Below are 17,307 nucleotides of genomic sequence, written 5' to 3' on the forward strand. Positions count from 1 at the left end.
ACAGTGAAATCAGGCTTTGTCCTTCAGCAAAAGTCCTTTGAAGTCACCGATCGCCTTCGCGATGCGCAGCGCTTCCTCGGACGGAATCTGACGAATCACCTGGTTGTTCGCCTTGTCGACGACCTTGACCACGGTCGCGCCGGTGTCCTTGTCGACGGAGAACTGCAGGGAGCTATTGTACAACGATGCCGCAGTGTTCAGCTGGTTGACCGAATCCTGCAGTTGCTTGGGATCGGTCTGCTGCTTCTGCGCATCGGCGGACGACTGTTGCTGCTGGCTCTGCCCAGCCGCAGCGACAGCCTGCGCGGAATCCGCCAGAACCGATTGGTTCGGGTCGGAGGAAGGCGCCTGCGCCAACTCTACCAGTTGTTGACGTGGCGCCGGGGCGTTCGCCGTGTTGATGGAAGGCGACAAAACAGAAGGGATTTGCATGATCACGCTCCTCATGACCGCAGCTCCGGTTGCCCGACCGGAGCTGCAGACTGGCTTATACCATCAGTTTACACTTACTGCAGCAGCGTCAGCGCGGACTGGGGCAGGGTATTGGCTTGTTTCAGAATCGATGCGCCGGCCTGTTGCAGAATCTGGTTCTTAGTCAGGTTAGCCGTTTCCGAGGCGAAGTCCACATCCACGATACGGCTGTTGGCTGCGGTCAGGTTTTGTACGTAGTTGTGCAGGTTGGCCACAACAGCGTCAAACCGGTTCTGCACCGAACCCCAGGTCGAACGCACGGTAGAGATTTCCGCGATGTCGCTGTCCAGCGTCGACAGGATGGCCGACGCGCCGGACTGCGAGGTGATGTTGATGGTGCCGGTGGCGGTCAGCGACGAGTTGTAGCTGCACAGCACGCCGGCAGACGTCATGTCCACCGAGGAAATCGAAACCTGGTTGCTGCTGGCGCCGGACGAACCCACCTGGAAGGTCAGAATCGCGCTGCCCGACAACAGCTGGGTGCCGTTGAACTGGGTGGTTTGCACGATACGCGAAATTTCCTGGGTCAGCTGGTCCACTTCGCTTTGCAGCTGCGAACGGTTAGTGTTGCTGACGGCGCCGTTGGACGCCTGCACCGCGATTTCGCGGATACGCTGCAGGTTGTTGGCGATCTGTCCCAACGCGCCTTCAGCGGTCTGCCCGACGGAAATACCGTCGTTGGCGTTGTTGATCGCCTGGTTGTTGCCGTTGATGGCGGAAGTCAGAGTCTGCGAAATGGCCAGACCTGCGGCGTCGTCCTTGGCGCTGTTGATGCGCAGGCCGGAGGACAGACGTTGCAGCGACGTGGTCAGCGACATCTGGGAATTGTTAAGGTTCAGCTGGGCTTGCAGCGACGCTATATTAGTGTTGACGGTAATGGCCATGATGACTCTCCTGATACTCAGTGTGGGCAAAGAGGCTTGCTTACACTGCATATCGGCCGGCACATTCCGAACTTTACGGTGAAAATGTGAATTTTCACACTTTCATTCCCGCTGCCGTCTGCTCCCGCTTTGTCTTTATCGCTGTCCTGTTCGCATTCTCCCTGGCTTCCAGCGCCTTCGCCGCCTCCCCGGGGAGGCGGCGAAACCTTCATTCAAACCCTTATTGCAGCAGGGTCAGCGCGGCTTGCGGCAGCGAGTTGGCCTGCTTCAGGATGGAGCCGCCGGCCTGCTGCAGAATCTGGTTCTTGGTCAGGTTGGCGGTTTCCGACGCGAAGTCCACGTCCATGATGCGGCTGTTGGCGGCAGTCAGGTTGGCGGTGTAGTTCTGCAGGTTGGCCACCACCGCGTCGAAGCGGTTCTGCACCGCGCCGAAAGTGGAACGCACGTTGGAGATCTGCGAGATGTCGGCGTCCAGCGAGGACAGCACCGCGGAGGCGCCGCCCTGGGTGGTCACGTCGATGGTCTTCACCGCGCTCAAGGAGGTGTTGTACGAATGCAGCGTGCCGCCGGAGGTCAGGTCGGTGGCGGATACCGAAACCTGGTTGTCCGACGAGCCGGACGAACCCACCTGGAAAGTCAGCGTGGCGCCGCCGGACAACAGCTTGGTGCCGTTGAACTCGGTGGTCTGCACGATGCGCGAGATTTCCTGGGTCAGCTGGTCCACTTCGTTCTGCAGCTGCGAACGGTTGGTGTTGCTGACCGAGCCGTTGGACGCCTGTACCGCGATTTCGCGGATGCGCTGCATATTGTTGGCGATCTGGCCCAGCGCGCCTTCGGCAGTCTGGCCGACGGAGATGCCGTCGTTGGCGTTCTTCATCGCCTGGTTGTTGCCGCGGATGGCCGAAGTCAGGGTCTGGGAAATGGCCAGACCGGCGGCGTCATCCTTGGCGCTGTTCACGCGCAGACCGGAAGACAGGCGCTGCAGCGACTGATTCAGCGAGGTGCTGGAGTTGTTCAGGTTGATCTGGGCCTGCAGCGAGGCCAGGTTGGTATTGACGGTGATTGCCATTTCATTCCCCTTATCGGCCCAGAGGACCATCGAAAGTTCTTGCCTGTTGCAAGAAAGATCGGCCGACTTCGGAGAATGCTGACGAAAATGGTAATTTTACCAACAAATGCCGCGATTTCGCGGCAAGGCATGAAAAATGGCCCCGAAGGGCCATGGGAAAAAACGCGCCGCGGCACGCCTAGCCGTGCAAGATGCGGAACCAGTCTTCGTAATGGTCTTCCAGCCAGTAATGGCGGTTGAACCAGTCGCGCAGCGCGTCGCCCTCGCGCGCGGTGGCGTCCATATCGTGGGCGCGGGCGCGGATGGCCTCGATCCAGGCTTCGGCCTGGTTGGGCACCCGGCAGACCGGCGCGTCGTTGGTCTGGTAGGGATAAATGTCGGAACACACCACCGGCCAGCCCAGCACCCCATACTCCAGCAGCCGCAGATTGCTCTTGGCCTCGTTGAACGGGTTGATCTCCAGCGGCGCCACCGCCAGATCCAGGTTCAGACTGGCCACCTTGGCGGCGTAGTCGGCGAAGGTGACCGCATGATGCACTTCGGCGACGTAAGGACGGAACTGCGGCAGGCACATGCCCATGAAGACCCAGTCCACTTCCTTGTGCGTGGCGCGGATCACCTCGTGGATCAACTCCAGGTCGCCACGGTGCTGGCCGGCGCCGACCCAACCCACGCGCGGCTTGTCGCCGACGCGGCGTTCCGACTTCAGATCGCCCCAGATCGAGCGGCGCAGCCGGTTGGGCACCACCGCCACCTCACCCACCATCTTCTGGATGAGATCGGCCAGCGGCTGGGTGGACACCACCGCCGCGTCGCACAGCTTCAGCACGCGGCGCAAACGCTGCTTGGCGTCCGGATAGTGGCGCGACCAGTGGTCATACAGGCTGCTTTTCTCCGGCACGCCGCCGACCAGGTCGTCCAGGCCGAACACGATGCGCAGATCGGGGATATAGCGGCGATAAGCCTCCATGGTTTCATAGATGTAGTCGCTGATGCCGGTATGCAGCAACAGCGCGTCCGGTCCCTGGCGCACCAGCTCCACCACGGTGGGAATGCCGGCAGAGGGCTGGTGGATTTCGCCGTCCAGCTTGCCTTTCTCCTGCAGCACCTGCAAAGGCTGGCTCAAGCGGTATTCGCCGCTGCCGCCCGGCACCGGGATGCCCAGCACCTTTTTGCGCCCAGGCAGCTTGGCGTCCCAGGCGACGATGCGGTCGGACTCGATCGCCACTCGCTTGGTGCGCAGCGACAAGTGCCGGTTGAAGCCCGGATCGTTGCCCATCACCGGCAGCCAGCGCGCCAGCATCGCCTCCATCTCCTCGCGCTCGCGCACCGCCGCCTTCAGCGCGGGGCGGGGATCGGTGGTGACCCGGCCTATGCTCTTGGCGTGGTGGTGGTACAGCACCGCGTAAGGAGTGTAGACGTTGCGCAGGCCGCCGGCCTGGATCTTGAGGCAGAAGTCGACGTCGTTGAAGCAGACCTGGAACACCTCTTCGTCCATGCCGCCCACCGCTTCGTAGATCTGCTTCTCCACCATCAGGCACGCCGCGGTCACCGCGGAATAGTTCTGCATGGTCAGGCTGCGATTCAGATAGCCCGGGTACAGGTAGTCCATATCCTCGAATACGTGGTCCGCCACCGAATACATGCCGCCGGGCATGCCCAGCACGATGCCCGCATGCTGCACGCGGCCGATCTCCGGATAGAGCAGGCGCGCGCCCACCGCGCCGACGCCCGGCTGCTGGGCGGTAGCCAGCATGCGCTCCAGCCAGTGCGGGAACACCACTTCGGTGTCGTTGTTCAGCAGCAGCAGATATTCGCCGCGCGCCTCGCGCGCGCCGAGGTTGCATTGCGCGGAGAAGTTGAACGGCGCGTCGTAGCTGAGGATGCGGATCCGCCCCGGATAGCGCGCCTGGACCTTTTCGTAGAACTCGAAGGTTTCCGGATCCTGCGAGGCGTTGTCGACGATCAGCACTTCGAAATTCTGGTAGCCGGTGATGCCGAACAGGCTGCTCAGGCAAGGCTCCAGGCATTCGAGCTTGTCCTTGCTCGGGATGATCACCGACACCAGCGGCGAGGCCAGCAGCTGGTATTCGTAGTAGAAGGTTCCCGCCACCAGGCCCTCGTCCACCGACGCCGGCAGGCCGCAGCGGCCGATATGGCTTTCCAGCGCCACCCGGCGCGAGGCATTGCCCAGGCTGTCCATCTTGGGATCCACCCACGGCAGCGACACCAGCACATCGTCGACATGGCCGATGGCGCCGCGGTCCCAATTTTCGTATATCCGCAGCAGCGCGTCGTAGCAATGCGCGCGCGGATACGGCTGCATGCCGCCGATCTTGGCCAGGGTCTCGCGCTGGAACGCCACCGCGTAGCTGGTGTAATCCATCGACCGCAGGTACTCCGGCGAGAAATCCGGCAGGAAGGACGGGCGGAAGCGCTTGCCCATCGGCGACACCACGTCATGGTCGGTATAGATCGCGCCGTATTCCGGATGCGCGTGGATCTCCTCGCCCAGCCGCGCCAGCGCGTTCGGCTGCAGGCGCGCGCCGGCCGGCAGCAGCATCACCCAGTCTGCCGGCACGTCGGCGATGATGCTGTTGATCACCTCGGAAACCTGTTGCTCGTCGTCCATGCTCGCCAGTTGCACCCAGCCCAGGTTCGGGCTGCTGCTGAACACCGGGTCCGGCTCCGGCGCGTCGGACACCACGATCAGCCGCCAATGGCGGTACAGCAGGTTTTCCATCGCGGTGAAGCTTTCCGACAAGCGCGTCAGGCGGTTGCTCGGCGCCAGCAGAATCAGGTTGAACACCGGCACCTGCTTCCAGGCCATCATCATCCGCTCCGCCAGCTGTTCGGCGTGCACTTCGCGGATCTGGCGGCGTTTCACCCACTTGCGGTAGGCCTTCAGGCCATCCACGTCGTTTTCGGCCAATGCGTGCGTGACGATGCGGCCCGGCTGCGCCAGCGGCTGCGGCTTGAGCGCTTCGGGCAGCAGCGCCGCGTACTGGGCCAGCAAATCGCCCACCCGCGGCTCCAGCAGCCGGTTCTCCAGCACATGGCGGCGCGCGGCGGCGGCTTGCTCGGCGCGCAGCGCGGCATCGTCGATCAGCTTGCTGATCCCGGCCACCCAGCCTTCTTCGGTATTGTCCGCCACCATCGCCAGCCCGCTGTCCTTCAAACCGGCGTAGGCGGTGACATCGGACACCACCGCGGCCGCGCCGACCAGCGCGTACTCCAGCCACTTGATGTCCGATTTGTAATCATTGAATTCGCTCTGCACCAGCGGCGCGATGCCGATGTCGATCTTGAGCTTGGCCAGTTCGGACAGGTATTCGTTGTAGGTGACGAATTCCGGCACCTTGCGCACATCCTTGATGCCGACGAAATCGGGAGGCACATCTCCCCAAAACACGAACTTCACCTGGCCGGCATACTCGTGGTAGATCCGCAGCAGCGCCGACGAAATCATTTCAACGTCTTTGGCGTGAGTGCTGGTGCCGGCGAAGCCGATGGTGACCTGGCCGCTATGCGGCAGCGGCTCCACCACCCGTTCGGTCGCCAGATGGTTATGGAACACGAAGACCTTGTCGTTGTAAGGCTTGACCTTCTCAACCAGCGCTTCGGTCGACACCGTCACCAGCGAGCACTGCGGCAGCAGCCACTCGATCCCCTTGAACGACGGCTCGCAGATGCTGTACATCACATGCTGCTCGGACATGTCCAGCAGCCAGTCATCCACTTCGTAGACGATGGGCTTGCCCGACGCGACGATCATTTCCAGCAAGGGCCGGAACTCCGGATAGGGAAACAGGCGCTGGACGATGAACATGTCCATCGCGTCGACGAAATCGCGGTCCTCCTTGAACGGGTACACGCCCTCGTAGCTGTGATCGGCCTGGTTCTTGAAATGGTAGGCTTCCAGCACCGGCGACATCAGGCAGAGCGGATCGCCAAGTCTCAGTTTGTAGCAGGCGGCATCCTGCAGATCTCGCGTCAGAACGCCGACGCGCGGTTTACGGATTTGGGATGGTTCCACGTTATTTTCCTGAGATTCCATGGCGGCAGCTCGCCAGGTCATGAATTGAATCGGGTCCGCAGCCGGACACCCCGGACGGCAATACAGCAAGAACGCACTCGAAGCGAACGAAAGAAAAGGGCCTGCCGGCCCTTGAGCGAAAACCGCGCCGCGGCGAAGCCCCGCGCTCCCATCGGAGCGGAGCCGCCGCGGCCGTCAGGCCGATCAGCGCCACTATAGCAGCCCGCGCCGTGGCGACGCCATGCCGGGCAATGCCGCCCATCGGTCCGCGTCGCCGTTCCGCCTCAAGCCTGGGCGGCCAGCGCGATCGGCGCGTCGCCTTCCGGCGCGGCGCGCGGCAGCAGGATTTCGGCCAGCAAGCCGTAGTTCTCCTCCGACCAGTCGTCGGGATTGACGCCATCCAGGCCGAAGATCCAGGCCCAGCGTCCCCAGAACGAGCTCTGCACCGACTGCAGGTAGCAATCGCGGTGGTGTTGGGCCAGGTCAAGCCGGCCCAGCCCGCGGTAACACTCCGCCAGGTAATAGTGGGCGAAGGCGTGGTCGCTCTTCAGGCGAAGAACGTTCTTGAGCCCCCGTTCCGCCCATTCGTAATTGCCGCAGCGCAGATCGTAGTTATGGACGAAATTCAGATCCAGGTTCATGAAGTACTGGTATTCCTGGATGAACTCGGCCGAGAAGTCCTCGGTATTGATGACCGCGGTGCGGTAGTCCGACCCCAGGCTATTGATCTTGATATAGCCCTTCTCTTTCGAGATTTCGTGGATCTCGCTGCCGACGATGGGGCTGGCGCAAGCGATGTTGAACCAGTTGGAGGCGATCTCGCGCAGATTGCGGCGCGCTTCTTCCAGATCTTCCTTGGTCTCGCCCGGCATGCCGATCAAAATATTGGTATTGGTGTAGATGCCCAGCTCGCGGCAATCCCTGGCCACCCTCTCCGAGATCTTCATCTTCAGCGGCTTCTTCATCTGCTTCTTCAGCACCTTCTCGCTGCCGCTTTCCACCGGCAGCACCAGGTGCCGCACGCCGGCGTCCCAGAAGGCCTGCAGCATCGGACGGTCCAGCGCGTAAAGCGTCAGGCCGTTCTGATACACCGACTGCAGGTTCAGCGACTTCACGATGTCCAGTATCTTGTACACCCGGTCGGAATCGGCCATCAGGTGGTCGTCCTGGAAGATGACGGTTTCGGCGCCGTAATGCTTGACCAGCCGGGTAAAGTCCTCCTTGACCCGCTCCAGCGAGTGATAGCGCATCGACCTGCCGTGGGTGCGGTGCGAGGCGCAGAAGGTGCACAGGAAGGGACAGCCGCGCGATGTCATCACATGGAAGCCGCGCGTCTTGTCCAGATTGTGGTAGGAGGCCACCACCTGGTTGATTTCATGCTTGTCGATGTCGCACAAGTCATAATCGAAGAACGGGATTTCATCCAGGTCGTCGATGAAGTCGTGCTTGGGAACCAGCAGCGCCTCATCCATCACATTGCTGCGCGTGATCCATGCCGACGAGCTGGCCAGGAAGGCCAGCGGATCTTCCGCCTGCAACAGGTTCAGCATCGGCTTTTCGCCTTCGCCGAAGCACAGGCCGTCGAAGAAGGTGCAACCCATGTCGCGGTAGATCTGCTCGTAGCTGTTGGTGGGGATATTGCCGCCGCCGACCACGATGCTGTCCGGCCATACCTCGCGCGCCATCCGGCCGCAATCCATGAAGTTGGCGAACGAGGGGCTGAACAGCGAGGAGACGCCGACGAAGTCCGGCGCGAAATCCTCGATCTGCCGGAAGAAATGGCGGCACAGCGCTTCGAACGAATCGAAGGGCACCGCGTCCAGCGCGTTGACCTCGGCGTTGAAGTCGATCAGCTTCACATCCAGCGGCAGGAACTTCTTCAAGTACGCCGAGATGGACAAGGGCCCCAGGGGCAAATCCGTGCGCGGGATGTTGTAGACCTTCCCATCGGCCTTGGCCAGCTGCACATTGTAGAACTCGGGCTTGGTGAACGAGTCCCAGGAAATGTGCATGGGCACGACAAACAACAGTTTTTTCATCCCACCCTCCTCGATCAACGTCCTGCCGCGCCGCGGGCGCGTCCCGCCAGGCAGGCGTTCATCCTCATCCCTTAAGATTACAAGAAAAAAACCGGCGCCCATCCCCAACGCGCGGCCGGCATACCCCGCTGTCGGCGCGGCGGGCCGCATCGACGTCAAACCTGCTTCATCCTGCAAAGCGGCAGGCGCCGCGCGCGGCGACCACCCCTTACTCTGCTTTATCGGCCAAGCGCCTCCAGCCATGAGGGCAAATGCGGGCCGAGCATGCAATTTTCCTTGACCCAGGCCTTCAACCGCTCGCCTTCGCGGCCGGCCCGCTCCAGATCGCGCGCGCGTTCGAGCAAGACCTGGCTCCACGCCGCGGCCTCGTTGTCCGCCCGCGCCACCGGCGCTTGCGCCAGTCCCGGCCAGTCATCCAGCGCGCTGCACGCCACCGGGATGCCCAAAGCGCCGTATTCGAGCAGCCGTCGCCGCCCCGCCGCCTCGCGGCGGCCATCGGCGTGCTTGGGCATCACCGCCAAGTCTATTCCCAGGCTGGCCAGCTTGCGCGGGTAATCCTCGCTTGCCAGGTCGAAGGGATGGTATTCCGCCAGGTAGGGATGCAGCGCATCCGGACAGTGGCCGAATACGATCCAGTCGATCTCGCCGCCGGTGGCGAGGATGATCCCAGTGAGCAGCATCAGGTCCTCCACCTCGGCCTCCGTGCCGCTCCAAGCCACGCGCGGCTTCTTGCCCATGCCGCGCAGCGAAATCAACCCTTCCCAGCGCGCCTCGTCCAGCGCCTCCGGCACCAGGCGCACATCCTCGCAGAACGCGCCGGCCAGCGCCCGCAGCGCTTCGGTCGGCACGATGATCCTGTCCGCCTCCCGCGCCAGCGCCCGCAACATCGTTCTGGCGTAACGGTCGCTGACAGCGCCGCCGGCGTCCAGATCGTCCAACACCAGGATGGACAGCATGTCCGGCCGGCTGCGGCGGCTCAGACGCAGCCAATCGAGGAAGCCAGGCTCGAAGCGCGCGGCTTGCACCAGGACATCGGGCGCCAGGCGTTCGAGCTCGCCGGCGCTGGGCAGGCGCTGCCCGGCCGGAAGCATGGTGGCCAGCAGCTTGCCGTCATCCATCAAGCGCAGCAGCGGCGCCCGCAAGCGGGCGGCGCCGGCCGGCGACGTGCCCGGCAGCATCAGCACGCGGGCGCGCTCGTAGAAATCGGGGTCCCACTCGGCGGAGTAGACGTTCTCCACCTGGAAAGCCTGCCGGCTGTCCAGACTCAAGTGCCGGTTGTACGCCGCGTCATGCCGCAGCCAGCCATACCAGCGCCGGGACAACGCCTCCTCGTCCAGCCTCGCCGCGAGAGGGGCCGCATCGGGCTGCCGCAGCGCGGACACGAACGGCGTCCAGACCAGCAGCTTGTCGGCGGCGCGGATCTTCAGGCATAGATCGACGGCGGCGCTGTCGGCATCCTCCAGCGAGGCGTCGAGCCCGCCGATTTCCTCATACAGCGCGCTGGACATCAGCAGGCAGTCCAGCGGCACGGCTCCCGGATTGTGCTCGATCAGCTGGCGGCCCAGATCGCCGGGCGCCGCCGCGTCGGCGCCGTCGAACACCGATGCGGCGCCGGCGTCCGCGCCCAGCAGCAGCGGACCGCGCCAGACCGTTTTGCCGTCGGCTCGCAGCAGGCGCGGCGCCGCGGCGCCGACGCCTTGGCGCGAGGCCAGGCCAAGCAGGTCCGGCAACCAGTCGCTCCGGCCCACTTCCACCCGGCTGTCGAGGAACAGCAGGTAATCGCCGCTCGCCGCCTCGGCGCCCAATTGATAGCGTCCGGCCAGCGACAACTCGGAGGCGCACGCCACCCGCCGCGCCGCGGCAGGCAGCTCGGCCGCCGCCGGCGTCACCGCCAGAATCTCGCAAACCTGCTCCCAGTCCGCCGCCAACACGGCGTCGATGCTGGACGACAGGCTGACGCCGTCGCCGGCGTCGGCGATGATGACGGAAACCTTGCACTGGCCGGCCGCCAGATAGCGGATATGGAAGCTGCCGACTGCCGCCCCCGGCTGGATGACGGCCGCGCCGCCCTGCCGCTCCAGGTGCGCGGCCAATGCCCGCTCGCGCGCGGCGGCGGCGTCGGCCGGCTCGGCCGCCGCCGCTGGCAAATGCACCAGCATGTCGGCGATATGGCCGATGACCCGGCCGCCGTAGGCGTCATGCAGCCGCCACAAGGCGTCGCAGCCATCGGCCGCCGGCGCTTCGGCGAAAGCCCCGGTCTCCTGCAGCGCCTCGCGGCGGAACCAGACGCTTGGGCTGATGTAGTCGGCACCGCGCTGCAGGTCGAGATTGAAGTCCGGCTTGAACACCGGCCGGCAGCGCTTGCCGTCCGCGCCCAACTCGTCGCAGTCGCTGTAGATGGCTTGCCATTCCGGATGCAGCGAGGCGTGATCGCCCAGCGACAGCAGCGCGTTGACCGCCAATTCGGCGCCTGCCGGCAGCACCGTGATCCAGTCGCACGGCAACGCCCCTATCACCGCGGCGAAAGCCTGGGTCAGCTGGCTGGGATCGCGGGCGTCGTCTATGCGCAGCCAACCCAGCACGTCGGAGCCCTGGAAAGCCGCGTGCGGCCAGTCGAAGTCGGCGATGAAGATCAGTTGCCAATGCTTGTACAGCTGCTGCCCCATCGAGCCGATGGACTTCAACGCCTCCTGCTGGCGATCGGCGGTCAGCGGCATCAGAACGATGAAGCGGGGCTGGCTGCCCCAGCTGCGCACCATTCTTTCGGCGTGGATTTCGGCCTGCCACGGCCGCAACTCATTGCGCGCGATCCAGGCGTCGTAGCGGGCCTGCTCCGGGCTGGCCTGCGCGGGCTTCAGCGAAGGGAAGACAATCTCGTTCGGACCGCCCTGCGGCATCTTTTGCGACGCGGCGATGAAGCCCTCGAGCTGCTGCAGCAGCTCGAGCTGGTATTGGTGATAAACCTGCTGATAGTCCACCACCTTGCCATGGGCGGCGGCGATCGCCTGCGGCGTGTCCTCGAAGGTCACGCCCGGCAGCGCCAGCCCCAGCGCCAGCCCCGCCCGCTCTTCCGGTTTTTTGGAAAACACCGTTTCCATCACCACCACCGGGCAGCCGCACAGCAGCGCCTCGGAGATGATCGCCGAATTGGCGAAGGTGTACAGCACCTTGCCCTGCCTCAACAGCGCGGCCAGCTCCTCATGGCTTTGCGGCCACTCGTAGGTGATGACGTCGGTGTTCTGGAACAACGCCGGGAAATCCCGCTCCGCGTGCTTGTAGCGTCCCGGGTAAACCAGCACCCGGTGGCGGCTGTCGTCGTGCGGGTTGTCGTCGTTGTTGAAGATGGCGGTGTCGATCGATGGGATGAAAATGAAGGACGGGTCGGGATACTTGGCGTAATCGACATAATCCTGGTGCCAGAACACCAGCAGGTCCGACGGATCGTAATCCTTGGGGCCGCCCAACAGGCCGGGGTGGTTGAGAATGTAGCGCGCCACCGCCTTGCCGTTGAGCGGATTGCCATGCACCACTTCAGGGTAGACGACGATGGGGGAACGCCCGCTGGCTTTATGGCGATCGACGATGTCCTGGGTCAGATACGGCGTTCTGAGCTTGGGATCGGTTTCGGGGGAGAAGACATAGGCCTCCTCCCCCAGCTTGTTCAGGTAATGGCACAGCAGGTGCATGGCGCGCACGCCATTGGAGACCCGGGTATAGCCTGGCGCGCATATGTAGTAGGGCTGGTGACGCTCATTGTAGAATTTTTTTTCGATCTGCATATTCGCTTGCTTTCATGAATTCCAAGCATGGAAACCAGGGCCAGCCGCCGCGGCGCGGCCGGGTTTCCGAATCAGCGGCGGCGCCGCGGATGGGCATCGCGCGCAGCCGCCGTTCAGGCTCCGGCAAACGCATCGACGGAAAACCGTATCGCGTCGCCCAGCGGCGTCCAGGGCGCGAGGCCCAGCTCCGCGCGGGCGCGGCCGATATCCGGCAGGTACAGGTTGCGCGCCGGATTGCCGACGCTGGCGTCGGATTGCCCCAGAATACGGACTTCGGCGGCGGGACACACCCGGTCCCTGACCTCGCGCGCCAATTCGGCGATCGTGATCGCGGCATCCGATCCCACATTGAAGACCCTGGCCCCCCCCTCGCGCTGCAACAGCGCCAGCATCCAGACCACCAGATCTCCCATGTACAGATAGGAGCGCGACGGACTGCCGTCCCCCGTTATGATGATAGGATGACCGCGCATCGCACACTGGATGAAATTGCCTATCGCGTAATGGATGTCCAGCGGCATGAAGGGGCCGACGAAGGCGAAGCAGCGCGCGACGCTCAAATGCCAGCCATGCTGCTGCGCATAGGCGGCGCAAAGAAACTCGGCCGCGCGCTTGGCCTGGCCCAGCGCGGTGATCGGGTCCATCGTGTCCGGCGCGAACGGGTCGTCCTCGCGCAGCGGCCGGCCGGCGAGCGACGGCCCGTAGGCCGCGCCGGAGCTGGTGAACAGAAAATGCTCGGGCTGGGCCTCGGCGGCAAAGTCGAGCACGCGGCGGGTGCCGCTGACCAGCGTGTCGAATTTGTTCAGCGAAGTCTCGCCGCGGAAGGTTTCATGCGCCGAGGTGGTGGCGGCATGAATGAAGTGGCTGAAACGCTCCCTGGGAAAGGAGAAGTCGCGCACGTCGCCGACATGGAAACGGATGGCCGGATTCGCCGCCAGATGCGGCGCCTGCCGGGTGAAGGCCTCCGGATTGCGGCTGAGCGCCAGCACCCGGATGCCGGCGTCCAGCCTGGCGTTGGCATGGGCGATGGACTCCAGGATCCAGCGGCCGAACCAGCCGGTCCCGCCGCTGATGAACAGCGACGCGCCGCGCAGGCTGTCCCAGAGCTCGGGTTTGCGGCCCAGAATGGCGTCGAGATCCTGCTCCAACGTGCGCGGCGGCATGAGGCGGTGCAAAGCCATGCGCCTGGCGACTAACCCAGCACGACCAGCGCGCTGGCCCAGTATTCCGCCGCCTGGTCGTTGTGGACGCGGCGGTTGAAGGTCAGGTCGTAGCCATAGGCTTCGAAGTGATAGCCGACGCCGTCGCGCTCCGCCTCCAGGCCAGACAGCCACAATAGCGGCGGATAGCCTGCCTTGCGCAGCAGCAGGTCCGGCGAGCCGATGAAGGCGGCGCAGCTATCGTAGCCGCCTGCCAGCAGGAATGGCGCGGGCAGCGTTTCCAGCTGCTCGATCGCGGCCGGCACCGAATATTCCAGCAGGCAGGGGAAATAGAAACCGACCACCGGGCCTTGGCGCATCGCCTCTATCAGGCGGTCATGGCGCGCCCCTTCCGCCGGCGTCAACAGGCCGGAGAGGCTGGGCTTGTGATGGTTGACGAAGCTGTACTGCGGCAGCTCGGCGTCGTACACGCTTTTCACCGCCGGCAGGTAACGCTCGTCCAGCGCCTGGCCGATATCGTCGTGCGCCGCCTGCGGCAGGAAGAACGGCACATGCGCGCCGTTCAGCAGCCGGCGGCCGTCGGCGTCGCTCTCCAGCTTGGCCAAGATCGCGCGGGCGCGCTGCTCGAAAGCCGCGGCGTCCAGGCCTTCCGCCGCGCCCAGATGGCGGCTGATGCGCTGGTGGATGGCCGCGTAGTCTATCCGCGGCTGGTGCGGCAGGAAATAGCGCCGGGTCTGGCGGTGGCAGGCGGCCTGGGTGGCCGTATGCGGCAGGCAGCGGCCGTTGTCGTCGAAGCGCGGCGCGCTCTCGACGGCCGGGGTCATGACTGGTGCGTTCATTCGGAAAAGCCTTTACCGTGATTCTGTAGGTCGTGCCGTCATCAATCGTACAGGGAGTCCTGGTCGGAGAAACCCTGCCCCCACGGCAGCGGCAGGAACTTGGCGCCCGCGGTCTTTTCCGTGTGGATCTTGATGAACTTGGGATCTTCGCCGATCAGGCAATCGGGCCGGTGCGGCCCCAGCCACGGGTTGCGCATGCCGCGCGCCAGCACTTCCTTCAGCGATGTCTCGCGCAGGTTGCCGATGGAGAAATCGATGTATGGGCACGGCGTCACTTCCATCGTCGAAGTGACGGTGATGATGCCCTTGACCGTGATGCAGCCCTTGTGCGAACCATAAGACGGCGTCATGTGCGAGAAGACGTTGTACTCCTTCTCCAGCTGCCGCAGGATGTCGGCGTCCTCTTTCTCGATGACGAATTCCGGGTGCTCGGTGCACGAGCCGGTCGGCTTGGCGTAGGACACGTAGAGGCCGATGCCGCGCTGGGTGACGTATTCGCACATCCGGCGGAATTCTTCGGTCTTGGCGCGGCCCTTGACCAGCACGGTCGACAGGATCAGGTTCAGCCCGGCGTCCAGACAGGCGTCGACGGCGCGCATCACCCGCTTGTACGAGCCGGGCTTGTTGCGGAAGTTGTCGTGGTCCTTCTCGACGAAGCTGTCCAGCGAGATCTGCACTTTCTCGACGCCGATCGCCTTCAGATGCTTGGCGCGCTCCAGATCTAGGAACCAGCCGTTGCTGTCGGTGATGATGTAATGCTTTTCCGGATCGAGGGCTTCGATCACCTGATCGAAATCCTTCATCACCAGCGGCTCGCCGCCGGTGATCACGAAACGGGCCAGCCCCAGTTCGTCGGCCTGGCGCGACAGATTGCGAATGTCGTCGTAATCCATCTTGCTGCGGGTATCCACCACCTTGATCACATTCTTCAGGTGGCGGTCCATATAGTATTCAGCCGAGCAGTGCGTGCACTTGAAATTGCACAGATAGCTCTTTTCCAGGCGGATGATCGGGCTGATCTCGCCGCGTTCTTCCATTTCGGCGATGCGCGCCAACTTGGCCGCGACATAAGGCTTGCGCCGGGCGAGGTCGTTTCGTTTCGCCTGCTCTGCCTGGCTCAGCGCCAGGTTGGTGGTGTCCAGAGGAGCGTTCATATGGTGTCTCCTAACCATCGCGGCGGCGCAGCGGCCGCGAGCCTTTCGCGATGGCAGTCAGCTGTTTCGAGTGTATCAGAGAGGCTATGCAGAATGGCGCTTCTGCCTATTTATCTGTTTGCGCATTTCTACTGATGGTCTTCGGCATTTTCGGCCAAAACTTGAATCGGCGGGCTTTGCCGCATGGCGGGGTCGTCGTCGATATAGCCGCGGTAGACCTGCTGCACCGGCAGCAGGTCGTCCGGACAACGCGCGTGCCACGCCCAATCGCCGGCGCGCGGCGCCGCCGGGTCGAAGCGGCGCGCGGAGTCGGGCGGCGTGGTCAGCCGGCAGGCGTGCAGCAGCGAGATGAAATGGCCGCGGACGTCGCGCTTGGGAATCAGCATCTCGTGCCGGCACAAGGGATGCGGGTCGAAGCTGACCTCGGCGCCCAGCTCGTGCGCGGCGACGGCGGCGATGCGGTCGGCCGAGCTTTCCTTGAAGCGGATGATGCCGCCCGGGATATGCCAGCCGGGGCCGCAGAAGCGGTCGTCGCGCCAGGTCAGCAGCGTCCGCCCCTGTTCGTCGCGGATCAGCAGGTCGACATTGATCATCGGCGTCAGGCTGCTGACGAATAGGAAAATCTCCTCAGGCAGCCCTTCGCGCGCCGAGCCGACCGCCTGCCGCAGCGTGTCTATCGCGTCGAGTATCGCCTGTTGCCGGTCTGCCGGGTGTTTATGCATCGCCAGCCTCCGGGTCAACGGTTTGCAGGCGGTTGTCGGCCAGGAAGGCGACGGCGAAGCGCGCGCCGTGGCGGGCCTGGATCTGGCGCACCACCTCGGCGGAATAGCTGGCCGCCAGCACGATCACCGCGTCCACCTCTCCGTCCTGCAGCCGCTCCGGCGCGACGATGGGCAGATGGGTGGCCGGCGTGTAGCGGCCCTGCTTGAACGGCGCCGAATCCAGCACATAGCGGATGCGGCCGGCGACGCCCATCAGGCTGATCAAGGCCAGCGCCTGGTGGCCCGCGCCCCAGATCGCCACCCGGCCCGGCGCGAAGCGGCCCAGGAATTCGTCGAACGACGCGCGCAGCGCCGTCTCGCAGGCGACCAGCGCCGACAGCCGCTGCGGCGCGCGTTTGCGGACCGTGGCCGACAACACGTAGTCGTGCCAGGCGGCTCGGCAGTCCAGCACTTCGAAGCCGTTGGCCTCCAGCAGGCCGGTCAGCGTGCGCTCGGTGAAGTAGAACAGGTGGTCCGGGATGAATTCGGCGAACAAGCCCTTTTCGACGATCATGTCGAAATTCGGCACTTCCACCATGCCGACGGCGCCGTCGGCCAGATTGGCGGCGATGCCCTGCAGCGTCAGGTGCGCGGCCGGGATGTGTTCGAGGAAGTTCAGGATCATGAAGCCGTCGAATGGACCGTCCGCCAGCCTCGTTTCCGGACTGTCCACGAAGCCCCGCTCCACCCGCAGGCCGGCCTGGCCGCAGGCTTCCACCGAGGCCGGCAGATGCTCGACGCCATAAGCGTCCGCGCCGGCCTCGGCCAGCAGCGACAGGTATTCGCCGCGGCCGCAGCCCACCTCCAGCACCTTGCGCCCGGCCAGGCCGTGCCCGGCCAGCCAAGCGCCGAACTGCGCCAGCCGGAAGGCGCGCATTTCCGGCGAGATGCCGGCGGCGCGGATCACGTCGCGCCAGTACGGCACCGGCTCGGCGTCCAGTTGCAGCAGCCCGCAGCCGCCGCACTGGCGCAGTGCCAGCTCGACGCCGCGGTCGTCGGCCAGCCGCTCAGCCGCCGGCAGGCCCTGGGCGGCGGCCGGCATGTCGCGCTGCACCAGCAGCGGCTCATCGAACAGCCGCTGCGCGCAGATGCGGCAATGCGTGATGGCAGCCATC

11 protein-coding genes are annotated in these 17,307 nt (G+C 64.5%); all 11 read right to left on the reverse strand.

Features of this window, described 5'->3' with window-relative positions; genetic code table 11:
* Nucleotides 1-9: 9 nt before the first annotated feature.
* Nucleotides 10-432 carry a flagellar protein FlaG gene (locus MY55_RS19040; protein ID WP_043579796.1) on the reverse strand — a complete coding sequence of 141 codons (423 nt, stop codon included), beginning with the start codon at nucleotides 430-432 and terminating at the stop codon, nucleotides 10-12.
* A gap of 74 nt (nucleotides 433-506) precedes the next feature.
* Entirely contained in the window at nucleotides 507-1,355 is an 849-nt protein-coding gene (locus tag MY55_RS19045) for a flagellin N-terminal helical domain-containing protein (protein ID WP_065202888.1), read from the reverse strand.
* A gap of 220 nt (nucleotides 1,356-1,575) precedes the next feature.
* A complete protein-coding gene (locus MY55_RS19050) occupies nucleotides 1,576-2,424 on the reverse strand; it encodes a flagellin N-terminal helical domain-containing protein (RefSeq protein ID WP_047237696.1) in 849 nt (282 codons plus the stop codon).
* A gap of 178 nt (nucleotides 2,425-2,602) precedes the next feature.
* Entirely contained in the window at nucleotides 2,603-6,460 is a 3,858-nt protein-coding gene (locus tag MY55_RS19055; protein WP_230623433.1) for a glycosyltransferase, read from the reverse strand.
* Nucleotides 6,461-6,744: 284 nt separating this feature from the next.
* Complete coding sequence (locus MY55_RS19060; RefSeq protein WP_230623432.1) at nucleotides 6,745-8,499, reverse strand: B12-binding domain-containing radical SAM protein; 1,755 nt, start codon at nucleotides 8,497-8,499, stop codon at nucleotides 6,745-6,747.
* 218 nt (nucleotides 8,500-8,717) lie between these two features.
* Nucleotides 8,718-12,278: a hypothetical protein gene (locus MY55_RS19065; protein WP_047258526.1), complete on the reverse strand. Its 3,561-nt coding sequence runs from the start codon at nucleotides 12,276-12,278 to the stop codon at nucleotides 8,718-8,720.
* A 113-nt stretch (nucleotides 12,279-12,391) separates the two neighbouring features.
* Complete coding sequence (locus tag MY55_RS19070) at nucleotides 12,392-13,441, reverse strand: NAD-dependent epimerase/dehydratase family protein (protein ID WP_043579790.1); 1,050 nt, start codon at nucleotides 13,439-13,441, stop codon at nucleotides 12,392-12,394.
* Between the two features lie 29 nt (nucleotides 13,442-13,470).
* A complete protein-coding gene (locus MY55_RS19075; protein WP_080509470.1) occupies nucleotides 13,471-14,277 on the reverse strand; it encodes a hypothetical protein in 807 nt (268 codons plus the stop codon).
* A gap of 41 nt (nucleotides 14,278-14,318) precedes the next feature.
* Nucleotides 14,319-15,431 (reverse strand): radical SAM/SPASM domain-containing protein, encoded by a 1,113-nt coding sequence (locus MY55_RS19080; RefSeq protein WP_043579785.1) that lies wholly within the window; start codon nucleotides 15,429-15,431, stop codon nucleotides 14,319-14,321.
* Nucleotides 15,432-15,559: 128 nt separating this feature from the next.
* Nucleotides 15,560-16,153 (reverse strand): NUDIX hydrolase, encoded by a 594-nt coding sequence (locus tag MY55_RS19085; protein WP_047237598.1) that lies wholly within the window; start codon nucleotides 16,151-16,153, stop codon nucleotides 15,560-15,562.
* Nucleotides 16,146-17,306, reverse strand: coding sequence for a class I SAM-dependent methyltransferase (locus MY55_RS19090; RefSeq protein WP_047244512.1), 1,161 nt, complete (start codon nucleotides 17,304-17,306; stop codon nucleotides 16,146-16,148). The genes MY55_RS19085 and MY55_RS19090 overlap by 8 nt, the downstream gene beginning before the upstream one ends.
* Between the last annotated feature and the right edge of the window lies 1 nt (nucleotide 17,307).

The sequence above is a fragment of the Chromobacterium subtsugae genome, assembly GCF_001676875.1.
Lineage (GTDB): Bacteria > Pseudomonadota > Gammaproteobacteria > Burkholderiales > Chromobacteriaceae > Chromobacterium > Chromobacterium subtsugae.

Bases quoted from the DNA above. Each gene is read 5' to 3' on its own strand.
- MY55_RS19040 (WP_043579796.1), bottom strand. From the start codon at position 432: ATGCAAATCCCTTCTGTTTTGTCGCCTTCCATCAACACGGCGAACGCC.
- MY55_RS19045 (WP_065202888.1), bottom strand. From the start codon at position 1,355: ATGGCCATTACCGTCAACACTAATATAGCGTCGCTGCAAGCCCAGCTG.
- MY55_RS19050 (WP_047237696.1), bottom strand. From the start codon at position 2,424: ATGGCAATCACCGTCAATACCAACCTGGCCTCGCTGCAGGCCCAGATC.
- MY55_RS19060 (WP_230623432.1), bottom strand. From the start codon at position 8,499: ATGAAAAAACTGTTGTTTGTCGTGCCCATGCACATTTCCTGGGACTCG.
- MY55_RS19065 (WP_047258526.1), bottom strand. From the start codon at position 12,278: ATGCAGATCGAAAAAAAATTCTACAATGAGCGTCACCAGCCCTACTAC.
- MY55_RS19070 (WP_043579790.1), bottom strand. From the start codon at position 13,441: ATGCCGCCGCGCACGTTGGAGCAGGATCTCGACGCCATTCTGGGCCGC.
- MY55_RS19075 (WP_080509470.1), bottom strand. From the start codon at position 14,277: ATGAACGCACCAGTCATGACCCCGGCCGTCGAGAGCGCGCCGCGCTTC.
- MY55_RS19080 (WP_043579785.1), bottom strand. From the start codon at position 15,431: ATGAACGCTCCTCTGGACACCACCAACCTGGCGCTGAGCCAGGCAGAG.
- MY55_RS19085 (WP_047237598.1), bottom strand. From the start codon at position 16,153: ATGCATAAACACCCGGCAGACCGGCAACAGGCGATACTCGACGCGATA.
- MY55_RS19090 (WP_047244512.1), bottom strand. From the start codon at position 17,306: ATGGCTGCCATCACGCATTGCCGCATCTGCGCGCAGCGGCTGTTCGAT.